This window comes from Mesobacillus sp. AQ2 (genome assembly GCF_030122805.1).
Lineage (GTDB): Bacteria > Bacillota > Bacilli > Bacillales > Cytobacillaceae > Mesobacillus > Mesobacillus oceanisediminis_A.
This window is the reverse complement of sequence record NZ_CP126080.1, coordinates 2,449,478-2,474,785: the sequence shown is the minus strand read 5'-3', so window position 1 is coordinate 2,474,785 and position 25,308 is coordinate 2,449,478. Positions and strand designations below refer to the sequence as shown.

The 25,308-nt window shown below is 42.6% G+C and carries 23 protein-coding genes and 1 riboswitch; of the genes, 9 read left to right on the top strand and 14 right to left on the bottom strand.

Annotated elements, in window-relative coordinates; translation table 11 throughout:
• Positions 1–10: 10 nt before the first annotated feature.
• Complete coding sequence (locus QNH36_RS12410) at positions 11–1,264, bottom strand: sensor histidine kinase (protein ID WP_283903572.1); 1,254 nt, start codon at positions 1,262–1,264, stop codon at positions 11–13.
• Positions 1,265–1,394: 130 nt separating this feature from the next.
• On the opposite strand from QNH36_RS12410, the gene QNH36_RS12405 reads away from it, so the two are divergent.
• Positions 1,395–1,556 carry a hypothetical protein gene (locus QNH36_RS12405; RefSeq protein ID WP_186326881.1) on the top strand — a complete coding sequence of 54 codons (162 nt, stop codon included), beginning with the start codon at positions 1,395–1,397 and terminating at the stop codon, positions 1,554–1,556.
• A 207-nt stretch (positions 1,557–1,763) separates the two neighbouring features.
• Here the strand turns inward: QNH36_RS12405 and QNH36_RS12400 are convergent, their stop codons facing one another.
• The 5 genes from QNH36_RS12400 to QNH36_RS12380 form a co-directional block, all read right to left on the bottom strand.
• Positions 1,764–2,837 carry a thermonuclease family protein gene (locus QNH36_RS12400; RefSeq protein ID WP_349654822.1) on the bottom strand — a complete coding sequence of 358 codons (1,074 nt, stop codon included), beginning with the start codon at positions 2,835–2,837 and terminating at the stop codon, positions 1,764–1,766.
• Between the two features lie 90 nt (positions 2,838–2,927).
• Positions 2,928–3,605 (bottom strand): hypothetical protein, encoded by a 678-nt coding sequence (locus QNH36_RS12395; RefSeq protein WP_283903571.1) that lies wholly within the window; start codon positions 3,603–3,605, stop codon positions 2,928–2,930.
• 97 nt (positions 3,606–3,702) lie between these two features.
• The gene (locus tag QNH36_RS12390) at positions 3,703–4,668 is read right to left on the bottom strand and encodes an ArsA family ATPase (protein ID WP_251540077.1); all 966 of its coding nucleotides are present in this window, start codon (positions 4,666–4,668) and stop codon (positions 3,703–3,705) included.
• 11 nt (positions 4,669–4,679) lie between these two features.
• Positions 4,680–4,943 (bottom strand): cory-CC-star protein, encoded by a 264-nt coding sequence (locus QNH36_RS12385; protein WP_144480989.1) that lies wholly within the window; start codon positions 4,941–4,943, stop codon positions 4,680–4,682.
• 56 nt (positions 4,944–4,999) lie between these two features.
• Positions 5,000–6,742, bottom strand: coding sequence for a carbon starvation CstA family protein (locus tag QNH36_RS12380; protein WP_251540067.1), 1,743 nt, complete (start codon positions 6,740–6,742; stop codon positions 5,000–5,002).
• A 508-nt stretch (positions 6,743–7,250) separates the two neighbouring features.
• Between QNH36_RS12380 and QNH36_RS12375 the strand changes: the two genes are divergently transcribed.
• The 6 genes from QNH36_RS12375 (at position 7,251) to QNH36_RS12350 (ending at position 17,486) form a co-directional block, all read left to right on the top strand.
• Positions 7,251–8,882, top strand: coding sequence for a M4 family metallopeptidase (locus tag QNH36_RS12375; protein ID WP_251540065.1), 1,632 nt, complete (start codon positions 7,251–7,253; stop codon positions 8,880–8,882).
• A gap of 396 nt (positions 8,883–9,278) precedes the next feature.
• Positions 9,279–9,388: riboswitch (SAM riboswitch) on the top strand.
• A gap of 155 nt (positions 9,389–9,543) precedes the next feature.
• Complete coding sequence (locus tag QNH36_RS12370) at positions 9,544–10,659, top strand: methionine biosynthesis PLP-dependent protein (RefSeq protein ID WP_144480983.1); 1,116 nt, start codon at positions 9,544–9,546, stop codon at positions 10,657–10,659.
• Positions 10,656–11,840 carry a cystathionine beta-lyase gene (gene metC / locus QNH36_RS12365; protein WP_283903570.1) on the top strand — a complete coding sequence of 395 codons (1,185 nt, stop codon included), beginning with the start codon at positions 10,656–10,658 and terminating at the stop codon, positions 11,838–11,840. Before QNH36_RS12370 ends, metC begins: the two co-directional genes overlap by 4 nt.
• On the top strand, positions 11,837–13,699 hold the full coding sequence (locus tag QNH36_RS12360) for a bifunctional homocysteine S-methyltransferase/methylenetetrahydrofolate reductase (RefSeq protein ID WP_283903569.1): 1,863 nt from the start codon (positions 11,837–11,839) through the stop codon (positions 13,697–13,699). Before metC ends, QNH36_RS12360 begins: the two co-directional genes overlap by 4 nt.
• Positions 13,680–17,132, top strand: a complete 3,453-nt coding sequence (gene metH / locus QNH36_RS12355; RefSeq protein WP_283903568.1) for a methionine synthase — start codon at positions 13,680–13,682, stop codon at positions 17,130–17,132. The genes QNH36_RS12360 and metH overlap by 20 nt, the downstream gene beginning before the upstream one ends.
• A 135-nt stretch (positions 17,133–17,267) precedes the next feature.
• Entirely contained in the window at positions 17,268–17,486 is a 219-nt protein-coding gene (locus QNH36_RS12350; protein ID WP_283903567.1) for a hypothetical protein, read from the top strand.
• A 38-nt stretch (positions 17,487–17,524) separates the two neighbouring features.
• Here the strand turns inward: QNH36_RS12350 and QNH36_RS12345 are convergent, their stop codons facing one another.
• The 3 genes from QNH36_RS12345 to QNH36_RS12335 all read right to left on the bottom strand — a co-directional run bounded on the left by QNH36_RS12345 (position 17,525) and on the right by QNH36_RS12335 (position 19,182).
• Positions 17,525–17,875: a hypothetical protein gene (locus QNH36_RS12345; RefSeq protein ID WP_283903566.1), complete on the bottom strand. Its 351-nt coding sequence runs from the start codon at positions 17,873–17,875 to the stop codon at positions 17,525–17,527.
• A gap of 41 nt (positions 17,876–17,916) precedes the next feature.
• Positions 17,917–18,066, bottom strand: coding sequence for a hypothetical protein (locus QNH36_RS12340; RefSeq protein ID WP_283903565.1), 150 nt, complete (start codon positions 18,064–18,066; stop codon positions 17,917–17,919).
• A 108-nt stretch (positions 18,067–18,174) separates the two neighbouring features.
• A complete protein-coding gene (locus tag QNH36_RS12335) occupies positions 18,175–19,182 on the bottom strand; it encodes a VanW family protein (protein WP_283903564.1) in 1,008 nt (335 codons plus the stop codon).
• Positions 19,183–19,353: 171 nt separating this feature from the next.
• On the opposite strand from QNH36_RS12335, the gene QNH36_RS12330 reads away from it, so the two are divergent.
• A complete protein-coding gene (locus QNH36_RS12330) occupies positions 19,354–19,782 on the top strand; it encodes a DUF4395 domain-containing protein (RefSeq protein WP_144480969.1) in 429 nt (142 codons plus the stop codon).
• 27 nt (positions 19,783–19,809) lie between these two features.
• Here the strand turns inward: QNH36_RS12330 and QNH36_RS12325 are convergent, their stop codons facing one another.
• Positions 19,810–20,331, bottom strand: a complete 522-nt coding sequence (locus QNH36_RS12325; RefSeq protein ID WP_283903563.1) for a DUF1572 family protein — start codon at positions 20,329–20,331, stop codon at positions 19,810–19,812.
• A gap of 102 nt (positions 20,332–20,433) precedes the next feature.
• A complete protein-coding gene (locus QNH36_RS12320; protein ID WP_283903562.1) occupies positions 20,434–21,801 on the bottom strand; it encodes an MATE family efflux transporter in 1,368 nt (455 codons plus the stop codon).
• Between the two features lie 235 nt (positions 21,802–22,036).
• On the opposite strand from QNH36_RS12320, the gene QNH36_RS12315 reads away from it, so the two are divergent.
• Positions 22,037–22,873, top strand: a complete 837-nt coding sequence (locus tag QNH36_RS12315) for a GDSL-type esterase/lipase family protein (RefSeq protein ID WP_283903561.1) — start codon at positions 22,037–22,039, stop codon at positions 22,871–22,873.
• A 24-nt stretch (positions 22,874–22,897) separates the two neighbouring features.
• Here the strand turns inward: QNH36_RS12315 and QNH36_RS12310 are convergent, their stop codons facing one another.
• The 3 genes from QNH36_RS12310 to QNH36_RS12300 all read right to left on the bottom strand — a co-directional run bounded on the left by QNH36_RS12310 (position 22,898) and on the right by QNH36_RS12300 (position 25,241).
• Positions 22,898–23,056, bottom strand: a complete 159-nt coding sequence (locus tag QNH36_RS12310) for a hypothetical protein (RefSeq protein WP_186326879.1) — start codon at positions 23,054–23,056, stop codon at positions 22,898–22,900.
• Between the two features lie 235 nt (positions 23,057–23,291).
• On the bottom strand, positions 23,292–23,630 hold the full coding sequence (locus QNH36_RS12305; protein ID WP_251540042.1) for a nuclear transport factor 2 family protein: 339 nt from the start codon (positions 23,628–23,630) through the stop codon (positions 23,292–23,294).
• A gap of 72 nt (positions 23,631–23,702) precedes the next feature.
• On the bottom strand, positions 23,703–25,241 hold the full coding sequence (locus QNH36_RS12300; RefSeq protein WP_283903560.1) for a DHA2 family efflux MFS transporter permease subunit: 1,539 nt from the start codon (positions 25,239–25,241) through the stop codon (positions 23,703–23,705).
• Positions 25,242–25,308: the final 67 nt, after the last annotated feature.

Below are 25,308 nucleotides of genomic sequence, written 5' to 3'. Positions count from 1 at the left end.
CCGATTTAATCTAATCAGGCTTATTCTCAAAATGATTAAAACGCATATGGAAAGTCGCCCCTTTGCCGACCTGGCTTTTTATTTCGACTTTCCCCTTCATTGCCCGAATGATGCTGAATGTCACCATCATTCCCAGACCTGTTCCTTGCTGGCCTTTTGTTGTGTAGTATGGTTCACCAAGGCGGGTGATTTGTTCGTTGGTCATTCCAATTCCCGTATCCTTGACGAGAATATGGACAACACTTCCTGTAGGAAAGGTCTGCACTGTCAATTCTCCTCCATTTGGCATCGCTTCAAGGGCATTTTTTATCAGATTGATGAATGCCTGTTGAAACTTTGACCGGTCCCCCGAAATCGTCAAACCTGAAGTGTATTTTTTCTTGACTTCCACACCGTTAAGATTAGCGAGCGGGTTCAACACGTTAAGTACTTGATTCAATTCTTTTTCTATGTCGATTTCTTCGACCTTTTCAAACGCTGGCCTGGCAAAAGTAAGATAATCATTGATGACTTCTTCTGCGCGATTCAGTTCCTCGACTGCAATATGGATGAATTCTTTCTTCTTTTCATCAGGATAATCCTGTTCGCTGAGAAGCTGCAGGAATCCCTTTACCGTTGTAAGAGGGTTGCGGATTTCATGGGAAATAGCTGCACTCAGATGGCTGACAGCCTCAATTTTATCAGCCTTCGCAAGCCGCTGGCGAATGATCAATGTTTGCTTGATGGTTTCAATTGAATAACTGATCAGGCCAGCTGTAAGCGCCGGGATTAAAATAAAACTGAGCCAGGCTTCAGGGTGCCTGATAGGTTGATTGACCACCGTCACCATTTGCATTAAAACGAACGAAGTCATGACAGTCAAAATGATTGATACACCGACCCGCTGATTGATGGTAAGCCTGTTAAACCACGATTGCATCCATTTTAAAATGAAAGCAAGAGTGGTAAACACCAAGACCGATATCCAAAACCCATCATTAATCCCTAAAAACCCTCTCATCAATATGGTTAGACCTGCAAACAGAAAGCTATGGCCGGCATATAGACTCCCTAAGATCATTGGCACCTGGCGAAGGTCAAAGCTGATACCATCCTGGACCTGCACTGAAAAAATATAACATGTAAAAATGGCAATAACGAAATAGACTAATTCAAGATTTTTTCGACTTTCTTCTTTCACTTGCCTTTCCATGATTAACTGCGTAAAAAAAAGAAGGACAAGAAGAAGTGAAAGATTCATTAATAAATGCTTGGTAATTTCCACTGCAACACCACCATAAATAGTCATTAAAATAGTATTATAAACCAGTGACCAGCGCAAACTTTATCCATTTTAGCCTATCCATTCCATAATATTTACCTTATATTAGAAATTATAGAAGGGGGAGGTAACGATGTCTTGGATAATAATTGTGTTACTGCTGCTGATTTTGATTGATATCGTAAGATTACATAGAAAAATAGATAAGCTCACTCATTTTTTGAAACCAGAAACACCGCCAACCAATGAGGACATTGAGAATATGCTACTTTCGCAGGATGATAATAATCAATAATGTGTTTAAGAGCTGGAGGTTCTTTTTAAAAGTTTATTAAACTGTCCGTCAACATTATGATGACGGACAGTTTTGCGAGTATCTCGGAGTTTTTTGTCCATCATGCTCCCGATGACGGACAGTTTTGTGAGTATCCTAGAGTTTTTTGTCCATCATGCCCTCAATGACGGACAGTTTTGCGAGAATCCCGGAGATATTTGTCCGTCATCACCGTCTGCGCTTATTACTTTTTAAAAGAGGGAGTAATTCCATAAGCAATAAAAGTAATGTTATGTAGCACAATAATGCGTAAAGAATTCCGAGCAATAGGTTAAGCCACCATTTTTCACCCCACATTCGGTGGGCGATCAGTGTTGGCTTTCCTAGGGATTTTTTGAATGGGACTGTCAGGTAAAATAACAGCGCGAACAAAAGGCCGCTTAAAAAGCCACAATTTAGCTCGTCAGCATCTTTTGTCCCTTCACTATTTTCGCTTTCCTGCCCTTTGGGTGAATCGTCTGCAGAATCTTTTGGGCGGGATGTGTTTCCTTCCCCGGCATACATTCCTTTTCCGTTTTCTTTTGCAAACTCCATCGCTGACCAGATCCGGTTTTCGTATTTATAGCTGCCGTAATCGTAAAAGTCTTCTACAAGACCTGCTTTCGTGATTGCTTCCTGATGAAGTTTGTCATCTACCCAAACCCAGGCCAGAAGTCGTTCATATTTATCGAACAGGCTGGAGCCATCAGTTTCTAGTGTGATTTCCCCCTGTTTTAAAAAGGAACAGGTATACTGAGCAGCCTCATGTCCAAACGGCTCCTTTGTCCTTGTGCTTTCTGGAGTGTCTATGTATAGAAAACGAGTTTTATAGTCTTTTCCGTTGATCGTAAAGACGGCGGTATCCCCGTCAGTACAATCTTTTAATTCTGCTTCATACGTTTTGCCAATTTGCAATTTGCCAGTTGCAAGTGCTGCTTTAGGAACCGAGTTTTCAGTTGGTTTTGAAGCCGCTCCTCCTTCTCCCTGAAAAGTATATCCCTCCAGATCGATCTTTCCTTCACTCAACCCATCGGCACAACCGGAATTATTGTTATACACCTGTATCAGACGGATCAGTTCATCTATATTTGCTGCACTTTTCGCCAATGAAGTTGGTTCATGAAGGAAATAGGTGCAATCCGCATTACGGAAATGCCCACCAAGTTCATCTCGTGAACCATTATGAGCTGAAACTAGATTTGGCAAAATAAAATAAGCCATAAGGATGGCGAGTAATATTTTCACCGTTTTTTTATGATTCACTGCTGCTCCCCCTTTAATCCCTCCTACTATATCAAAATAGTTCCTGATGTTGAATATAAAAAAACAGCCCCATCCGGAAGCTGCCACAAGTCAAGTCAATTTCTTTTCAATTTGTTCTCTGGTCATCTCTATTTTTCCCGGTAATACAAATAGGTATTGAATCAAATTTTCCAGTAGATCCATTACTAATTCTGCCATTTCATCATCCATCTCTGCTTCAAGCTCGAGCATCCGATGAAGTCCTTTATCTGATGCCATCAAAGGACTTAATGACGTTACAGACTTTACTAAATTGATATGTTCCGGCAGTATTTCGAATTGCTTGTCAAGGGGCTGGCCATTCGCTTTTTCTGCTAAAAAGTTTTTTAATACATTTTCCAGTACCCTCTTAGCCAATACAGCGGTCGCCGCATTTTCTTTCGAAAGATAGACGCTGACGGCGGACTTATAAGCCCGGATTAACTCTTCCGGCATCCCCGGGATATGTTCGATTTTGCTTAACGCGTCAGTCGAACGTTGTGGGTCATATATGTACACATCAAGATGCGTGTCGTTTCCCTTTGTAATGATGATAAACGGAACACTATTTTTACACGAAGGACAGGCACTTTCAGTCATCAATCCATGTTTGCTGCTTTGATAAGTCGATTTGAGGATAAATTCAACCTTCTCTTTGCAAACCGGGCAAACATTTTTAATGCTTTTGGGGACTTTCAAATGCCCGAATTGGCTATATGATGTAATCGAACCGGGAAAAATCCGTCTCACTCTGCGAGCCCCTTTCTCTATAGCAATAGTTTTAGTTCTTTTTTGCTTCAATAATTATCCATGTAGTTATATAACCCTAAATATGGAAGGGAAAACGCTAATGATTATGATGGATATATAAAGTTTCAATCTGCTTTCCTAAAAGAGCTGAAATATGTTCCAGGATGTCCAAAGATGAAATATCGTGTTCAAGGAGCGGAAGGAAAATCTGTCTCTTATGTTCAAATTTCTCTTTTATTTCATCCAGATATAATTTTTCGTTTGTCCTTCTTTGTTCCATGAACCTGCCATCTGCTTCCCTGGGAATGACTTTATTGACCACGATCGTATTCACATGGATTCCATGCTGATGCAATGTTTCGATGGCCTTTCCGGTTTCAAGAATTGGCAGACGTTCAGCGTTCAAAACAAATATATACTCTGTTTGTGTTTCATCAAGAAGGATTTCCCTGACACGCTTGAAGCGATTTTTTCGTTCATTCAACTTTTCATATAATGGATCCTCTCTGATTTCCCCATCATTCATCCACTGTGCATAATTCTCATTCGCTTTTTTACGCCGTTCCAACAGCCCGTCCATCCAGACACCCATCAATTCAGGGAGGGTCAGGAGCCTGATAGTATGACCTGTTGGCGCTGTATCGAACACGATAGCATCATAGTTTGCAATTTCCTCAAGAATCAGCGAAGTGATCTTATCAAATAATGCTGCTTCTTCTGCTCCCGGAGAAGCGGCTGCCATATCGATCTGTCTGTTCACTTCATCCAGCATGGTCGCTTTGACCATACCTTTCAGATTCCCTTTTACTCCATTTATATAATTTCTTGACTCCTGTTCCGAGTCAATCTCCAGTACATCAAGATTTTTCGTTGCTTTTTCAATTTTACCGCCACTGAAGTTTTTGTGGAATAAATCCCCGGTATTATGGGCGGGATCAGTTGAAACAAGAAGGACCTTTTTTCCTTTTTGGCCGAGAAAAAGCGCCATTGCCGCTGAAGTTGTGCTTTTGCCAACCCCGCCTTTTCCGCCGATGAAATAAATTTTCTTTTCCAGCATATTCATAAAAACTCCTCCTAACAACAACGTATTCCATCCAGAGGGGACTTCTCCATCCCTGCCCTCAGATGCCAATCATGGAATCTCTCAATGATGACGGGGTAGAGTTCAAGGGTATAGTAAAAAGCAGGATTTGGGAGTCCCAACAATTCTGAAAAGCAAAGCAGCATAAATAAATCCTCCTCGTCCCTTAATTCCCTTGCAATCTCCGTTCTGTGCGGCAGCTTGAGGATCTCATCATACAGAGCTAGTGCACGTTTGAATTGTTCCAAAACCCCCATTAAATCTCCTCCTTGCAAAAATAACAATAGAGACCGGTTACCCGGCCTCCTTATGCTTACATTTCCTTTGTCAATGGCGGTGGATTATTTCTGCTAAAGGCTGTAATAGCTTCAAGGATAATCCAGAAAACAAAGATTAAAATCAAGCCGCCAATTCCGAAAAGCAGCATATTCAACTCACTGCTTCCATATCCAGACCACTGAAATACTACCTGCTGAATCATAGCCCAAAGGGTCATGAAGAAGACGAATACCATTGGAATGAAGGTGACAAGATAGTTTCGTCCCTGCCGCTTCAGCCAGATGGAAACAAGCAGCAGGCTGACTCCAGCTAGAAGCTGATTACTTGTTCCGAACAGTGGCCACAATAAATATCCACCTGAACCGAACCCGTTTGGCCCTTTTGGCAGTAATACTAGCGCCGCACTGGAAACAACTGCAACGGTAGTGGCAACATGAGGATTTGTCAGAGCCTGAACATTGTATTCACTTCCAATTTCAGCAATGATGTACCGCATCAATCTTACTGAAGTATCAAGTGTGGTTGCAGCAAAACTTACCACAATAATGGATACTATTGTCCTTGCGATATCCGCAGGAATCCAGATTCCAGTCGCAAGCTGGGCAGCACCATTGATGAAATTGCCAAGACCTCCAGAGCTTGCAGCAGCAAAACTTGAATATGCAGCACTGAAGTCAGCTTTAGTTGCAAAGACGGTGACAACTGAAATAATGGCGATCAAGGCAAGGATACCTTCACCTACTGCCCCTGCATAGCCAACAAAGCGGGCGTCAGTTTCTTTTTCCAGTTGCTTTGATGATGTCCCTGAAGAAACAAGTCCATGGAATCCAGAAATGGCTCCGCAAGCAATCGTAATGAACAATAATGGAAACCAGGACACATCCGTTGCCGCTGCATTCATTGCTGGAGCAGTAACATCAGGCTGAAGAAAAACAAGGCCTGCATATAAGATGAATAAGCCTACAACCAACTGATGTGAATTGATATAATCACGAGGCTGCAGAAGCTTCCAGACCGGCAGAGTTGAAGCAATGTAAACATAAACCATCAGGACAATTATCCATACAAAGAATGCCATTGATACGCCGCTTAAACCGAACATTACGGTATTGTCGGCACCGCCGAAGTATTTCACTAGATCGATTTGCAATGCTGGAACACGACTGGCAAGAACGGCTGCTCCATACATGACGGCAAGTGCAACCAAGGAAGGCAGAAGCATCCCTTTTTTCTTTTTATAAACAGCATAGCCAATCCAGATTGCAAGCGGGATTTGCAGGAATATTGACAGGACGCTTGCGGGAAAGCTGACAAATAAGTTGGCTATTACCCATGCAAAAACGGCGTTGACCATCAAAACAAGAATTAAAATAATGAATAAGAACATGATTTTTGCACGTTTGCCAATCAGTTTGTTTGTGATTGTACCTACTGATTGCCCCTTATTCCTGACAGATAGGACCAGAGTTCCAAAGTCGTGCACACCTGCTGCAAAGACGGTACCTAAGGTTACCCACAAGAATGCAGGCAGCCAACCCCAATATACGGCGATTGCCGGCCCTACAATTGGTGCGGCTCCGGCCACAGAAGTGAAATGGTGACCCCACAAAATCATTTTCTTTGTCGGCACAAAATCGACTCCGTCAGAATATTGGTGTGCCGGTGTGACGTAGTTTGGATCAAGGCGGTAAATCTTTTCAGCTACCCACTTAGAATAGAAGCGATAGCCAATCGCAAACACAATCATTCCGATTACAGCTAACCATAAAGAATTCATTCATGTAACCCTCCCTTTTTGTGAGTTGGTACTACAACTTAATAATAAAAATATATTAGTTGATTAGTCAATAAATTCTGACTTCTTTTTCCGGAAATATCCTCTGTTATATTCTAACGTTGTTTTTCTCCTGTTGATTATAGTGGAAAGCTTAAAGATTCCTCCGAAAATATAAACTCTTTTTTATCCTGCATGGGCAGGTTCGAGGATGCAAATTCAATGTTCTTCGAGCTTAGCTGGTCAGAGGAAACCTGGCAGGAGTAAACCCTCTTAGAAAGCTCAGGGCACGACCCCGAAAATTGGAACGCCTTGAACGAAAATCTCCTGTCTTGCCATTTTTTAAAATAGGAAGTTTCCTGTCAAAGCTTCAACACCTCCCCTAAAATTTTCCCAACATAATGGTTCGACATTTTTAGACTTAATTATTGTAATCTTCAGATAACTAGAGTATAACTATGATAATCTACTAATTTCTAGTAGCTAGAATTTGATTTTAGGAGGAGTTTATTTGAAGAAGAAAGTCGTTTCATTAAGTTTAACAGCAAGCTTGGCCTTGAGCGGATTGGTTGCAGCTTCGGGCTTTGCAGCACCTTCGGAAGATTCAGCATCCAAGAAGTTCACAAAGAGCCATGGAACACAAGAGTTTGTTGCAGGCAAACTTACAAACCCATCCGATAAAGCAGCTAAGGATGTTGTTCTTGGCTATTTGAAAGCTTCTAAAGGTAAATATAGCCTTAGTGCCAATGATAGTTTCATAGTCAAATCACAGGAAGCAGATCAGCTTGGCGGAGATGTAGTCCGCCTGCAGCAAGTATACAATGGTGTACCTGTTTGGGGAGCTAACCAGGCAGCAAGAGTGGATGAAGCTGGAGTCCTTCAAGTCTTCAGTGGTACTGTCAGCAAAGGATTGGGCGAAAAACTGGTAAAGGCTTCAAATAAGAAGTCACAGAGAGACGCCATCGCAACAGCCGAAAAAGATCTTGGCTTCAAACCAGATTACGAAGCAGCTCCATCTGCTGAATTGGTTGTTTATCCTGCAGAGGATCAGGCTGTGTATGCCTATCATGTAACATTGAACTTCCTCAGTCCGGAACCAGGCAATTACCAGTACTTTATCAATGCAGTAACAGGCGAAATTATCAATAAGTACAATGCGATTCATACTGCCGGCAAAACCAATCCATCTTTAACTGGTACAAATACCGTTGGATCTGGTGTCGGAGTACTGGGTGACCAGAAATCATTGAACACTCTACTTTCAAATGGTTCTTATTACCTGCAGGACAATACTCGTGGAAACGGCGTTTTCACATACGATGCTAAAAACCGTCAACTAACTCCTGGTACCCTTTGGGCCGATGCGGACAATAATTTGAATGCATCATATGATCGTGCAGCAGTGGATGCTCACTATTATGCAGGTCTGACATATGATTACTATAAAAACAAGTTTGGCCGGAATTCGTATGACAACAAAGGAGCAGCACTGAAATCCACAGTTCACTATGGCAGAAGTTACAACAATGCTTTCTGGAACGGACAGCAAATGGTTTACGGGGACGGTGATGGCACAACCTTCATCCCTCTTTCCGGAGGTCTTGATGTTGTGGCGCATGAATTGACTCACGCTGTGACAGATTTCAGTTCTGATCTGGTTTACCAGTACGAATCAGGCGCACTGAACGAAGCGATTTCCGATATCTTCGGCACACTCGCTGAATTCCATGACAACAGAAATCCTGATTTCGAAATCGGCGAGGACATCTACACACCTAACACGGCTGGTGACGCGCTGCGCTCAATGAGCGACCCAACTAAATACGGCGACCCTGATCACTATTCCAAGCGTTATACTGGAACTTCTGATAATGGCGGAGTCCACACAAACAGCGGAATTATCAACAAAGCAGCCTACCTTCTTAGCCAGGGCGGCACACATTACGGTGTGACGGTTTCAGGAGTCGGTACTGAAAAAATGGGTGCAATCTTCTATCGTGCAAACACAGTTTATTACACATCTTCAACAAACTTCAGCCAGGCACGTGCAGGAGCTGTACAAGCTGCTAAAGACCTTTATGGGTCAACTTCTCCAGAGGTCGATGCAGTCAATAAAGCTTTTGAAGCAGTAGGAATAAATTAATAGCTTGATATTCAGTCAGACTGGCTCTTGTTTTAAGAGAGCCAGTCTTTGTTATGTATCTCTTTTGAAATGCAGTTACTTTCCGATTGAGGTCAAAGCCGCATTGGTGCCCTCTTTTAAAGATATCCTGAACTTTTGGTCACCCATAACCACTTGTGGTGCTCATTTTTATAGAATTGCTGAATTTTAGGTTACCAATCCTCCCTGTTATCCCTCATAATCCTCCAATTAAGACAAAATCCTTTTTGTGATACAAGTCATAATCGATAAACGCTTTTGATGGTCATCATACCGCCGTGATTTTCCCCCAATTACTTCACCGCTTTAAATAAATGATTGACAATCTTCTATAACAGCGTTAATATTTAGAGAAATTTAATAATTCAATTTTATTTAATCTTATCGAGAGAAGCTGAGGGTCCTGGCCCTATGAAGCTTCAGCAACCTTCAACATTGTTGAAAAGGTGCTAATTCCAGCAAGTTTTTAAAAACTTGGCAGATAAGAAGTTGGCTGATATTTTAAAAGTCTTCTTCTTTAGAAGGCTTTTTTGTTTTTAATTTTTATTTTCGCAATTACGCTGGTAGTTTACTAGTTTAAATGCGAGGATTTAAAACAAACATTGCCTCCTGCCTCCTGCCGAAAAATTAAGGAGTGAGTATATTGGTGAAAATTGATACGAAGTTAGCACAGCTTGGCAATCGAAGTGAATCTGCAACTGGTGCAGTCAATCCTCCTATTTATTTAACAACAGCGTACCGTCACGAAGGGATCGGCCAGTCCAGCGGTTATGATTATGTTCGCACCGGCAACCCGACTCGCGAAATTTTGGAAAAGGCGATTGCCGATCTTGAAGAAGGTGACCGAGGATATGCCTGCAGCTCGGGAATGGCGGCAATTTGGACGATTCTTACGTTATTCCAGTCTGGAGATGAATGGATTGTCTCAAAAGATTTGTACGGAGGTACTTACAGACTACTTGAGCAGGGGTTCAAAAAGTGGGGATTACATAGTACGTATGCGGACATGTCGAATTTAAATGAAATCAAACAAGCCATCAACCAAAATACGAAGGCGCTGTTTGTGGAAACGCCGACAAATCCGTTGATGGAACTGGCTGATATCCAGGCCATTGCGGAGATTGCCAAAGAGAACGGGATACTGCTGATCGTGGATAATACCTTCTACACTCCCCTTCTCCAAAAGCCTTTGACTTCAGGCGCAGATATTGTGATCCACAGTGCCACGAAATATCTTGGCGGCCATAATGATGTGCTTGCAGGTTTGATTGTTGCGAGGGGTGAAAAAATTTGTGATTCCCTCTCCCTGCATCATAATGGGGGCGGAGCGGTGTTGAGCCCTTTCGATTCCTGGCTACTTCTGCGCGGCATGAAGACATTGTCATTAAGGATGGAGCGGCATGAGCGGAATGCCAGAGCACTGGTTGAATTCTTGGAGAATCATGATTCTGTAAAGGATGTCCTTTATCCAGGCAGAGGCGGAATGATTTCATTCCGAGTACAGTCTCCTGCCATCGTCAATCCATTTTTGAAAAATCTATCCACAATCACTTTTGCTGAGAGTCTTGGAGGCGTTGAAAGTTTCATTACCTACCCGGCTACTCAGACACATGCGGATATACCTGCAGAAGTCCGTGAAAAAACAGGTGTTTGTGATAGGCTCCTGCGATTCTCTGTTGGAATTGAGAATCACGAAGATTTAATTGATGATCTGGAAGCGGCTTTTAAAAAGGCATATGAGGAGGCTAAAGTTAAATGAGCCAACCATATACCTTCGAAACCCAGCTGCTGCATAATAGATATAAGGTGGATCCTGCAACTGGCGGAGTGAGTGTTCCAATCCAGCATGCTTCTACCTACCATCAGCCTTCGATTGATCACTTTGGAAAATATGATTACAGCCGCAGCCTCAACCCTACCAGGGAAGCACTCGAGGATATAATCGCTGAATTGGAGGGCGGTGTAAGAGGATTTGCCTTTTCATCAGGAATGGCTGCGATTTCAACTGCATTTATGCTGCTTTCGCAGGGAGATCATGTGGTCATCACCGAGGATGTTTATGGTGGTACATACAGAATGGTAACACAGGTTCTGAATCGTTTTGGAATTGAACATACGTTTGTGGACATGACAGACCTGGATGCCGTGGAACAGGCTGTCCGCCCTAACACTGCATTGCTGTATGCAGAAACACCTTCCAACCCGTTGTTAAAAATAACGGATATTCGTGCACTTAGCTCAATTGCCAAAAAGCACGGAGCATATACTTTTGTGGACAATACCTTCATGACTCCCTACCTGCAGCGGCCATTGGATTTAGGAGCCGATATCGTGCTTCATAGCGCCACAAAGTTTCTGTCCGGCCACAGTGATACCGTTGCTGGCCTGGCTGTTGTAAAGGATGAGCAATTGGCAAACAGGCTATATTCACTTCAGAACTCCTTCGGCGCGGTCCTCGGAGTCCAGGATGCCTGGCTGGTGATGAGAGGAATTAAGACATTATCTGTAAGAATGAACCAATCCCAGGACAGTGCTAGAAAGATTGCACAATTTCTAAAAGGCCAGCCTTTGATCAAAAATGTATTTTATCCTGGACTGGCAAGTCATTCACAGTCGGATCTTCAATCCCAGCAGGCGGGTGGTCCAGGAGCTGTCCTTTCATTTGAGTTTGGAAATGAAGGCCTCCTTCCTGGATTTATTGATTCCGTTAAGTTACCGGTTTTTGCAGTCAGCCTTGGGGCTGTAGAGTCTATCCTCTCTTATCCTGCAAAAATGTCACACGCAGCGATGCCGCCGGAGGAACGCAAGCTAAGAGGAATAGGTGATGGTCTTCTCAGGCTTTCAGTGGGGCTTGAAAACGCTGATGACTTGATTTCTGATTTCCAACAGGCTTTGTACGGATTAGAAACGGCAGCTGCATATAGGGAGGGATTATCATGAGTTTCCTGAAACGTATGGAAAATGAAATTTTGATAGCGGATGGTGCAATCGGTACCCTACTCCATTCCTACGGAGCAGGTACCTGTTTCGAAGAGTTGAATCTCTCTCAGCCAGAAGCGATTGTAAAAATCCATAAAGCCTATATGAACGCTGGAGCCGACCTGATCCAGACAAATACTTATGCTGCCAATTATATAAAACTCGAAAGATATGGACTTGAAGACCAGGTGAAGGAAATCAACAGCGCTGCCGTCCGGCTCGCGCGTCAGGCTGCTGGAAGCGAAGCATATGTCCTTGGCACGATGGGAGGCAATCGCGGAATCAGGCCCTCGGCCATCCCCATCGAAGAGATCAGGAGAAGCTTCAGGGAGCAGCTCTATTGCCTGCTTCTTGAAGGCGTGGACGGACTGTTGCTTGAAACTTTTTACGATATGGAAGAAATCGAGACAGTACTTGAAATTGCCAGAAAGGAAACAGATTTGCCGATCATTGCCCAGGTGTCTCTCCAGGAAATTGGCATCATGCAAGACCAGACCCCTCTTCAGGAAGTTTTCGATAGACTGGAGGAGCTAGGTGCCGATATTGTCGGGCTTAATTGCAGATTAGGTCCCCACCATATGATTTCAAGCCTTGAACAAATTGAGCTTCCGGCAAAAGCGTTCTTATCTGCGTATCCAAATGCTGGTTTGCCAGCTTACACAGATGGAAAATTCCATTATGAGGGAGACCCAGAATATTTCAGGAAATCCGCCCGCAGCTTCCGTGATCAGGGCGTCAGGTTAATTGGCGGCTGTTGCGGAACCACCCCTCAACATATTGAAGCATTAGCTGATGAGTTAAAAGGATTACAGCCAATAACGGATAAGCAAATAGCCGCGAAAAAAACCAGAGTTTTGGTCGCTCCAGTAGATGTTAAAAGGCCAGAAGCTCCACTTCATGATTTAGTAAAAGAACGTCCTTCTGTGATTGTCGAGCTGGATTCTCCGCGGAAACTTGATACGACCCGCTTTTTTGAAGGTGCGAAAGCTTTAAAAGAAACAGGAATCGATGCCCTGACACTGGCGGATAATTCACTTGCATCACCAAGAATTTCAAATGCCGCTATCGGCCATCTGGTAAAAGAAAAGATAGGAATGCGGCCGCTCGTGCACCTGACTTGCCGTGATCGAAACATTATAGGGCTGCAGTCGCATTTAATGGGGCTGCATACCCTTGGCCTTCATGATGTCTTGGCGGTTACCGGAGACCCCGCCCGTGTGGGTGATTTTCCCGGAGCCTCTTCTGTTTTTGATGTTTCTTCCTTTGAATTAATAGAGATGATCAAACAGTTCAATTCAGGACTCTCCTACTCTGGTAAAGATTTAGGCCAAAAAGGCGCCTTTTCCATCGGTGCTGCCTTCAATCCAAATGTGCGTTCCATTGATAAGGCTGTCTTGAGGATGGAAAAGAAAATCAAAGCCGGTGCAGATTATTTTATTACCCAGCCGGTCTACTCAGAAAAGATGCTTTTGGCAGTCCATGAAGCCACAAGGCATTTGGATACACCGGTCTATATTGGACTGATGCCGCTTACGAGCAGCAGGAATGCAGAATTTCTCCATAATGAGGTTCCTGGCATCAAGATTTCACAGGAAATACTCGAAACGATGGCGAAATTCAATAATGAACCCCTTCAATCCAAGAAAGAAGGCATTGCTATCACGAAGGGTTTGATTGAGGCTGCAGCTGAACTATTCAACGGAATCTATTTAATCACCCCTTTCATGAACTATGAAATGACTGTCGAATTATCTGGATATGCCAATGAATACAGCAGCCTTCTAAAGAGGAGGAAACAAAATGTCAACCTTGTTAATTGAGCAGATGAAACAAAAAATCCTCATCATGGATGGTGCAATGGGAACGATGCTCCAGCAGGCTGATCTTTCCGCAGATGATTTTGGCGGTGAAGAATTCGAAGGCTGTAATGAAATCCTGAATCTTTCTGCACCCGAAGTGATTGAACATATACATCGTGAATATTTCGCTGCCGGTGCAGATATCGTAGAAACCAATACATTCGGTGCCACCAGTCTGGTCCTTGACGAATACGGTTTAGGCCATAAAGCTTATGAAATCAACAAGAAAGCAGCACTGATTGCCAGGGCCGCCGCAGATGAGGCATCTAAACCTTCCCAGCCCCGATTTGTGGCTGGTTCGATGGGACCGACAACGAAAACATTGAGTGTTACCGGCGGTTCTACTTTCGAAGAAATGTCGAAAGCATACGAAGAACAGGCTCTCGGGCTGATCGATGGCAAGGTGGACATGCTGCTTCTTGAGACCAGCCAGGATTTGCTTAACGTCAAAGCAGCCTATAGCGGAATCAAGCAGGCTTTCGAACAGAGCGGCAAAGAACTTCCAATCATGATTTCTGCCACTATCGAACCGATGGGAACTACACTTGCCGGCCAATCGATTGAAGCATTCTATATTTCGGTTCAGCACATGAATCCAATTGCCATAGGGCTGAACTGTGCAACAGGTCCTGAATTCATGCAAGAGCACCTTCGCTCTCTGTCCTCCCTCTCCCAGTCAGCAGTCAGCTGTTATCCCAATGCAGGACTGCCGGATGAAGAAGGTCAATATCATGAAACACCTGATACCCTTGCACAGAAACTATCCGACTTTGCCACACAAGGCTGGCTGAATATTGTCGGTGGCTGCTGCGGTACCACTCCGGCCCATATAAAGGCGATCTCGGAAAAAATGAAAGAACGTGAGCCAAGGCAGACAGAAGCAAACCAGCTTCACATGGTATCTGGAATCGAACCGTTCATCTATGATGATCCAACATTAAGACCAATCATGGTTGGTGAACGGACAAATGTTATCGGTTCGCGGAAATTCAAGCGCTTGATTTCCGAGGGGAAAATAGAAGAAGCAGCCGAAATTGCAAGAGCGCAGGTTAAAAACGGAGCCCATGTCATCGACATTTGCCTGGCGGACCCTGACAGAGATGAACTGCAGGATATGGAACAGTTCATTAAGGAAGTTGTCAAAAAGGTGAAGGTTCCGCTGGTAATCGATTCGACTGATGATGCAGTCATTGAAAAGGCCCTAAGCTATTCTCAGGGTAAGGCAATCATCAATTCAATCAATCTTGAAGATGGCGAAGATCGCTTTGAATCAGTTGCCCGACTGATCCACAAATATGGTGCAGCGGTGGTGGTCGGCACAATTGAAGAAGAAGGCATGGGTGTTTCCGCTGAGAAGAAATTGGCGATTGCCAAACGTTCATATGACCTGCTTGTCAATAAATATAAGATTCCTGCTCAGGATCTGATTTTTGATCCGCTTGTCTTCCCAGTCGGTACCGGGGATGAACAATATATCGGTTCAGCCAAAGCGACTGTTGACGGCATCAGGATGATCAAGGAGACATTCCCGGAAACCCAAACAATCCTCGGCATCAGCAATGTTTCATTTGGGCTTCCACCAGTGGGCCGTGAAGTCTTGAACTCTGTCTTTCTTTATCACTGCACCCAGGCTGGCCTGGACTATGCAATTGTGAATACAGAAAAGCTTGAGCGTTTTGCTTCAATTAGTCCAGAGGAAGTAAAAATGGCTGAAGATTTATTGTTCCATACTACAGATCAAACACTTGCTGACTTTACTGATTTTTACAGGGATAAAAAGAAGGAAGCCAAAAGCACCCTGCCTGATATGACACTTGAAGAAAGGCTGGCCTACTATGTGGTCGAAGGCACGAAAGAAGGTCTTCTGCCTGACCTGGATATTGCACTTGAAACCTACCCTGCCCCACTGGATATCATCAACGGTCCTTTGATGGATGGGATGAAAGAAGTTGGCAGGCTGTTCAATGATAATCAGTTGATCGTGGCTGAGGTTCTCCAAAGCGCAGAGGTCATGAAAGCAGCTGTGTCTCATCTGGAGCCGCATATGGAAAAAAATGATACAACCGCTGCTAAGGGTAAAGTGCTTCTTGCTACTGTAAAAGGCGATGTCCATGATATTGGAAAAAACCTTGTCGATATCATCCTCAGCAACAATGGCTATGATGTCGTCGATCTTGGAATCAAGGTTGCCCCGAATGCCCTTATTGAGGCAATCAGAAAAGAAAAACCAGACATCGTGGGTCTTTCAGGTCTGCTTGTGAAATCCGCACAGCAGATGGTGCTGACCGCACAGGATATGAAGCAAGCAGGCATCGATCTCCCGATAATGGTAGGTGGCGCCGCCCTTTCAAGGAAGTTTACTGATACAAAAATCGCGCAGCAATATGACGGACTAGTATTATATGCAAAAGATGCGATGAACGGCCTGTCTCTCGCCAATCGACTACGGGAACCAGACGGCTATGAACAGTTTTTGCAAGAACAAAAAGAAAAGCAGGAAGCTGCATTAAACAAGCAAGAAATTATAATACCTGGCCGGAAATCTGCTACCGCTGTCCTTGAACGCCCAAAAGTGATTGAAAAGGCACCGGTATTTATACCGCAGGATTTAAATAGGCATCTCGTTAAATCCTATTCCCTTTCCCATATCGAGCCCTATATCAATCAACAGATGCTGTTGGGACATCACCTGGGTTTGAAAGGAAAAGTGGAAAAATTGTTCGCTGAATCAAATGAAAAGGCAGTCATGCTGCAAGGGGTTGTCCAATCGTTGTTAACAGAGGCAAAAACAAATGGTTGGATTAAACCGGCAGCAGTCTATCAGTTCTTCCCTGCCCAGTCCGAAGGGGATAAACTCTATATTTTCGACCCTCAGCAGCAGGACCAAATTATTGAAACCTTCGAGTTCCCGCGACAAGAAGTATCTCCAGGACTTTGCCTGGCGGATTTCGTTCGGCCTATAACAGATGATGAAAAAGATTATGTCGGAATGTTTGCAGTAACGGCAGGTGCGGGAATACGACAGGCTGCAGAACATCTGAAAAATAAGGGGAACTTCCTGGAAAACCATGCCCTCCAAGCATTGGCTCTTGAGACCGCAGAAGGCTTTGCCGAGCTTCTCCACCGACAAATCCGCGATCGTTGGGGATTCCCCGATACACCGGATATGACAATGAAAGGCCGATTTGCCGCCAAATATCAGGGACAGCGTTTTTCTTTCGGCTACCCTGCCTGTCCAGATTTGGAAGACCAAAAGAAACTTTTCAACCTGCTCAAGCCAGAGGAAATCGGTATAGAATTAACCGAAGGCTGTATGATGGAACCTGAAGCATCAGTCACAGCAATTGTATTTTCACATCCAGAAGCAAGGTACTTCAATGTTTTGAAGAATTAGCAGAAGTTGCAAGAGGAATACCTCCCTCTTGCTTTTTTATTAATTTTACCAGCAACCTTTTAAGACGAAAAAAATGGATAAATCATCTGTTTCTGGCAAATATTATATCCATAAAGAATTCCTGGAGGGTTTTTTATGGAATATAAAAATAATATGGAGTTTGAAATCATGCATGGGTTTATGCCGAATATGTATAACTCTGACAGATTAAAGGTTTTAGAGGTTTCTGAGAGCAGTGTGATCATCCAAATGAACAATGCTGAAAATCGAAGCGTCTTTCCTGTTGACCATCTGGATTATTGGATCAAGCGGGGACTGTTGGTGAATGTGAACGAAAAGAAACGTACCTCATGAAAACTCCAAATGAATTAATGGGAAAACAGCGGATGTTCTCATCCGCTGTTTTCTTTTTCAATGCTATTCATAAAGATAAAACCTGTTGCAATCATCGCTAATTTAAATGTTGTATTGGTGTCTGCCAAAAAATTCGGAATTGGATAAGAGAAAGGAATGAACCAGAAGAAAGAAATATAGATCAACGGGAAAGAGATGAAGAAGATTTTAAGCCAATTGATTTTCCACTTGCCATTTTCTCTAAATTTCTTCAGCAGTTCCGGAATTCCAAGATAAACACCTAATGGAAAATAAAATAATACAGAAAGGAAGCTCCATGGATAGAGGCTATATGTTTCCATTCCCATATTCTTAAAAAATAGCTGGAACTTCCCTATCATTACCTGCAAAATCACAAAACCTGACGTGTATAAAATGTATTTAATTATTTTTATTTATTTTCCCTCCTTAATGCACTCACCCAGTCAAACTTTTTACTCTGCGGATAAAGCTGATAAGTTTCTTTGAAGTGAGCTTTCCTTTTTATTTCTTCCTGTTTTGAATTCCAAATATATTTTAATGCAAGATAATTCATTTCCATTTGAATCGCCTCCCTGTTCTTAATTCAAGAATAATGGAAGGCGATGATGGAAACATTCACCATTAGGTTGATTCGTTCTACGTCTTATGACGGATTATTTTTAAGCCCTTAGATTCCCTTTTTCATTTGGGTTTGATAGTCTTTTGAAGTTCTCACTTCCACAGTGAGGCTGCCCTTGCTGACAATTGCTTTTAGCAATAATGGCACACCTGTTGTGTTTTCGAACCTGAAATCCTTGCCTCCGTATGAAACGGTGGCGTCCCTTCCCTTTGGCACATAACCGACCGAAAGCGAATGATGATGTTTTTCCACATATCCAACCCCAAGAACATCGACCGCATTGAATAGGGTAGAAGAAGTCTGGCAGATTCCTCCCCCAATGCCCATGACCAGCTTTTTGTTAACAATCTCCTCGGCAGGCTGGTAACCATGGGCCTCATCACTTGGACCGACCGTTGTGTTGAATGAAAAGACATCCCCCACTCCCAGAATGACATTGTTAATGGCATCTGCTGACAACTCAATATTCTTTGTCCTGCCGGCAACCCCTGCATTAAAATAGGTTGTATACTTACCTACAACCACCTCATCAAGTCTGGCTGCATCACTTATTTCGTAGCTGCTCGCAGTCACATAGAGAGGCAGCTCGACAGTCCCTCCTTCTTTAGAAGCCTCGATGATGCTATTTACCAGTTCCTCTTCCTCCAAAATAATAAGTGGGCTTCCCTTGATCACCTGACCGTCTGGGCCGAGCTTATCCGGAATCATACGTCTGTCAAAGCCAGCTGTCGTTTCTGTACCGCGTGCCAGTTCACGTGCCCACTTCCCCAGCTCATTCCTGTATTTCGCATCATCTGTACCAAAACCCAACTCAATTGGTGTCAGTGATTTGACAACCTCCTGTGTTGTTGGCTCAATGACTTTCACTACAATTGGCTCAACCACTTCTGGTTCCTGTTCTTTTGGTTCCTGTTCTTCTTTGACTTTTTGATCCTCAGCTGGTTCGACTACCTTCTTTTCCGTTTCATCCTTCACAGAAGTTTGTTGAGCACAGCCAGAAACACCAATGCACCCTGCCAGAATCAAAACCCATACACCTTTAAAAAATCGACCCATGCTTTCCCCCGTCTTTTTTATATATAATTTATGCAGCATTCCATTATATTCAGGGATACTTTTCCATATTTCAATGTCAGCGATGTTTTCATGAATTTTTTCTTTACACTTAACATTTCAGATGAAAAAAGGTAAAATACTTATAAACCAATAAGAAAGGTCGGATTAATTTTGTCTGGTCAATTACGCTCAATTCCTCAGCCGTTAGTCAGGACAAATCAGTGGTTCATTGTCATAAGTGTAATTAGTGCCTGGTTAACAGGTTTTGAATGGATATTAGGTTTACCATTAGCTGCAGGATTATCAGGAATATTCTTCGGTTATAACCCGATAATGAAAGCTGCGAGACATTTCTTGAAGAAAGATCTTTCCGCATATATCCCTGAAGACTGGGAGCAGCAGCAGTTTAATCAAAAAATAGCTGTCATCTGTTTAGCAGGAGGACTTGTTTCTTTCGCGAATGGATATACAGCGATTGGTTACTTTTTCACCATCATGGTTGCAATAGCGGCTTTTATAGCGATTCTTGGATTCTGCATCGGCTGTTTCATTCGTTTCCAGTGGACCAAATACAAAGCAAAACATGCATCAACTTCTTGAGAGAGAACCTTCACTGGTCTCTCTTTTTTATTTATCCTCCAGCTTCATGGATTCGTTGTATTGCCGTGACTTTCCTCTTGGGATGCTGAGTGTTTCCCATTCCTCATTTTTAAGCATCTTCGCTAGATAGACAATCTGTCCAGAATGACTTGCCTGATGGGCAATTTGACGTTGTATGGCTTGCATGGCATTATGTGGTTCACTTCTTATATATACCGTTCGAGCAAGATCGGCTTCTGTTAATTTTTCAAGTGTTTCAAAAAGGACAGACCAGCCCTCATTCCAGAAATTGAGTAAATCTTCTTTCGAGTGAAAAGCGCCTTCAAATTCTCCATCCCGGTCACGGTCGGGTTTTTCGCCGTCGGCTGTCAGGAAATCACGGAACCTTGATTTCAGGTTACCGCTCATATGTTTGGAAATGATCGCGATGCTGTTTGATTCTTTGTTTGGAGAATAATGAAGCTGATCCAGACTTAATTGAGACATCGCTCTTTCGGCTTGATTCTTAATACTTTGGAAATTTTCAAATGCAATTTTTAAATATGCCATTTAATACACCTCCCCTTTTTAAATATTCCTCACAAGCACCATTAATTCCTTCGGATAATTCCAAATAAAGGAATAAAAAAAGAGATTCCAAAAGGAACCTCTTTAAACAGCCTCGGCCATATTCGTATTGAATCTTCTTTTTTGGATGAAGATTAATCTTAGTGACAATGAGATTCCGGCTGCCAGCAATCCGGTGGTAAGGCCGACCCAATATCCTGAAGCTCCAAGTCCGGTATTTTGGGTGAGCAGGTAACCTACCGGCAGACAAATGAGCCAGTATGCAATCAGCGTGATGACGAATGATATATTCACATCTTTATATCCGCGAAGTGCCGCTAGTGCAGTAGCCTGAATGGCATCGGAAATCATGAAGAATAACGCGTAAATCAAAAATTGGCCCGTTAAGGCAATAACGGCAGGTTCATTTGAGTAAAAACCTGCCACCTTATAACGGAATAACACGACAAGCAATCCTGCGCCTATTGCGATGAGTGCTGCCAAATAAATCCCCAGCCAGCTGTATATTTTGGCATCCTTATAGCGGCGGGCTCCTACTTCAAATCCAACCAATACAGTTAATGCCATCGAAATACTCATCGGGATCATATAAAGAAATGAGACAATATTCAATGCGGATTGATAGGCGGCAATCGTTGTGATATTGAACTTACTGATTAAAATCGTCACGACAGCAAACATGCTTGTTTCAAAAAAGATCGACAATCCCATCGGAACACCGATTTTCAAGATTTCTTTAACTTTCTCTCCCGAAAATTCCTTGAAGTATTCCAGCCCTACAAAATCGGAAAATGGCTGTTGCCTGATTATGACTACAGCTGTCATTGCTGCAATTATGTAATAGGTAATTGACGTAGCATAACCAGCACCTGCACCTCCGAGTTCCGGGAAGCCCGAATAACCAAAAATCAGGACATAATTTAGGAAGAAGTTGACTGGCAGTGACATGAGCAGAATATACATGACCACTCTTGTTTTACCCAGAGCATAAATAAATGACCTCAAAACATTAAAAATAAACAAGGGAATGATTCCATAGCCTAATCCAGCAAGGTATTGAAATGCCGTATCATGTACACTTTCAGGAAGGTTCATTGCATTTAAAATTGGATTTAGCAGAAAAATCCCCATAATAATGACAATTACGGCAATGATTAAAGCTAAATAAATCCCGTGGGTAAGAATGGAAGATACCTCTTTTCCCTTCTTTTCACCAAAGCGCTGGGCAGCGATTGGTGACACCGCGAGGAGAATTCCGCTAAGCCCAGTGAATACAGGGCTCCAGATTGAAGATCCAATCGCTACACCAGCAAGGTCTGAGGAATTATATTTTCCCGACATGATGGTATTAAAAAACACCATGGAAAACATCCCTAATTGCGTGATCAAGATTGGTATCAGTAAGACAAAAATCTGCTTTATTTTTTCTTTTGTCGAAAAAGTCTGGTACATCTGTGGACTCCTTGAATATAGTAGTAATATAAGTCTCTTTTCCTATAACGACTGCAAAAGCGATAGTAAAACTTAAAGTCAAAGCAGTCTTGTCTAGTATATCAAAATCTAATTAGTACGATAGGATTTTTTTCGGATAACTAAATATTATTATTTTTTAAAAAATGGAAATACCCCCCTAATTATTTTCTTCCAAATCCTTGATACAATAGACATATATCGAGGAGTGAACATCATGAAAATCATAAAGTACTTTATGCTCTTAGTTCTCATTTCTGCCTTGTCTCTTTCCGCATGGATTTACTATCCACAATACCAGCTAAATAAGATGAAACAGGAAAGTGCCCCTGTAACTGAAAAAACCAATAAGCTTACTTATATAGATTATTACCGTACATCCCCTGACAGTACAGTCAACCACCTTGCGCTCGGGGACTCAATAATCCGCGGGTATCGAATTTCTGAAGAAGAAAATTTCATCAGTCAATTCTCAAGCAAGCTTGGTGCTGAAACTGGCAAACAAGTCATTTCTCAGAATGAAGGAATCATAGGAATAACCAGCGAACGATTGAACGTGCTGGTACAGGATGGAATATATGATGAGGAAATCAGAGGGGCCGATTTAATTACCCTAAATGTAGGCGGTAATGACATCCTTAAACTCGTCAAGAAAAGTGACATCTACAGCGCACTTAAGTCTTTCGATAGCCTTCAAGGAGGATTTTCAAAAAATCTTTCTGAAATCACCACTAGGATCAAAGAACTGAATCCAGCGGCGACTATAGTTTTTCTTGAACTATATAATCCAATGCCAACTGATCATCAATTTTACTCATTAGCGGATAAACTGCTTCCAAAATGGAATTTAATGATTTACGAAACAGCAAAAGAAACACCATATTCCATAGTGGTTCAGACAACGAATGTCATCAACAGTGAAAATTTGCAATATCTGTCTACTGATGGAGTCCATCCCAATCCATTAGGAAATACCGCCATCTCAAACCAGATGCTGGAGCAATTCCAACAACAGCATAAAGCGGATGCCGTACTGGCAAACCGCGAAAAATAAGCTGGGCTATGCGCCTGGCTTTCTTTATTTTTGAGAGTCTTCCTGAAAATGTTCATTCAACAGAAGACTTTCTGAAGTAGCAAAATTGACAGATTGCAGACTCGTTTCTTTATCAAGACCGAATAATCGGGCGATTCCATTTTCATCATCGGGATCTTCCCAATCTTTCTTCATGTTCACCATATTCAGACACCTCCTTTTACATACTTTGTTCTATATACTTGGATCGGTATATTTCGTCGTAATGTATTGTCAAACCGTGAAAAGCTAAATTTAGGGCTGTAACTGTTAGACTCCCTCGCAGAATAAAAATTATAATGGGAGACAAATTCCGAAAATGGTTTGCATTAACAGATTTAAAAATAAGCCAGACCCATAGTACTGCATGGTCTGGCTCGTTTCTTAAGATCGATATAGATTATAAAAACCAAACCTTTGCTATCTTACCTTCAGTCACTTCATAAATAGCAACAGCTTTTTTGGGTGCGCTATTCTCTCTGCCAGTTACCAGTTCATGATCGATTACCTTATTACCATGGACAATCCTTGCCAATAATTCTGCATGGTTGTTTGGATGCTGCTCAAATAACTTTTTGTAGCGAGTCCTCATTTCTTCGATTCCCTTTGTGGTAATATCATTTGACGGAAACTCCATTATTACCACATCATCACTGTATACGGACAAAAACTCATCTAAATTTTGTTTATTATAGGCATCCAGTTGTTGCTGAGCAAGCTTTTCGGGCGTCTTTTGCATACTAGCCATCCTTTCCCCGGAATAATTTACATCATTATACTAAAAATCCCCCTGGAATTCAGGGGGACATTCTTAATTATTGGCCAATTTATGAGAGTGATTCTTTGCAGCTGCCTTTTTGCCAATTGTATCTTCTGCCTGAGTCGCGCGTTTGATAAAGAAAGCAAGCACCAACGCAAGGGCTGAGAGGAATACTGTCACATAAAAGGCATCATTGATTCCGTGCAGCATTGCCTGCATGGCAATTTGCTGTTCCATTTCAGCTTTGGCAACCGGAGTTACGGCTTTGCCTGCTGCTGCAGCTTGTTTAAAAGCATTGGCTGCCAGCTCCGTACCGTAACTTTTTGCACGCGTAGACATTACAGTAACCAACAACGCCGTACCAATAGCACCTGAAACCTGCTGCATTGTATTATTCATAGCTGTACCATGCGGATAATATTTTGCAGGTAATTGGTTTAACCCGTTTGTAGAAACTGGCATATTGACCATGGACATCCCGAACATACGAACAGTGTAAAGGATGATCAACTGGGTATAAGTTGTTTCCAATGATAGCTTGCTGAAATAATAACTCGTTACAAGCGTAATCGTCAGGCCTATAATAGCCAAAGCACGTCCGCCGAATTTATCAAATAATCGGCCTGTAATAGGTGACATGATTGCCATTATTATTGCACCTGGCAAAAGCATCAATCCTGCATCCATTGGAGAAATTCCCCTAATGGTCTGCACGTAAATCGGCAGCAAAAGCATACCTGAGAACATTGCCATGGTTACAATCATCGAAATAGCTGATGATAAGGCGAACATAGGGTATTTATAGATCCTGAAGTTAAGCATTGGATTATCCTGTCTCAATTGACGAAGAATAAATGTAACCAATGACACAGTACCGATTGTTAAAGTTAAGTAGACATTTGGGCTATCCCAGCCCTTTGAACCTGCTGAGCTAAATCCATACAGGAGCCCGCCAAAACCGATACTGGATAGTGTCAGAGAAATAACATCAAGATGCATATGCACTTTTTCTTTTTTATCTTTAAGCAAAAAGAAGCCTAGTAATAAAACAATGGCTGCGATTGGTGTTACAAAGTGGAACAGCATTCTCCAGTCGTAATGCTCAATTAGCCAGCCGGAAAGTGTTGGACCAATTGCAGGTGCGAACATCAATACCAGGCCGAAGACCCCCATTGCCGTTCCCCGTTTTTCAATCGGGAAACTGACGAGCATGACATTCATCAATAATGGCATCATGATGGCGGTACCTGACGCCTGGATCATCCTGCCGGTTAATAATAATGGGAAAACATGAGCAGCACCAGCCAAAATTGTACCTGCAGTGAATAATCCCATTGCGGTTAAGAATAATCGCCTTACTGAGTACTTCTGAATCAAATAGGCACTAAGCGGAATCATGACTCCGCTGACAAGCATGAAGCCGGTTGTCAGCCACTGTACTGTCGTGGCCTCCACCTTCAAGTCTGCCATGATGGATGGCAAGGCTATATTAAGCAATGTATTATTTAAGAATGCGATAAAAGCCCCGACAATCAATACCGCGAGAATACCGTACGGCGGTTTTTCGGGCGCTTGAAAGTTTTTATTCATTGTGAATTTCCCCCTCTATTGTTCACAAATTTGTCAACAATGTGTTTGCATAGACACTAGCATATAC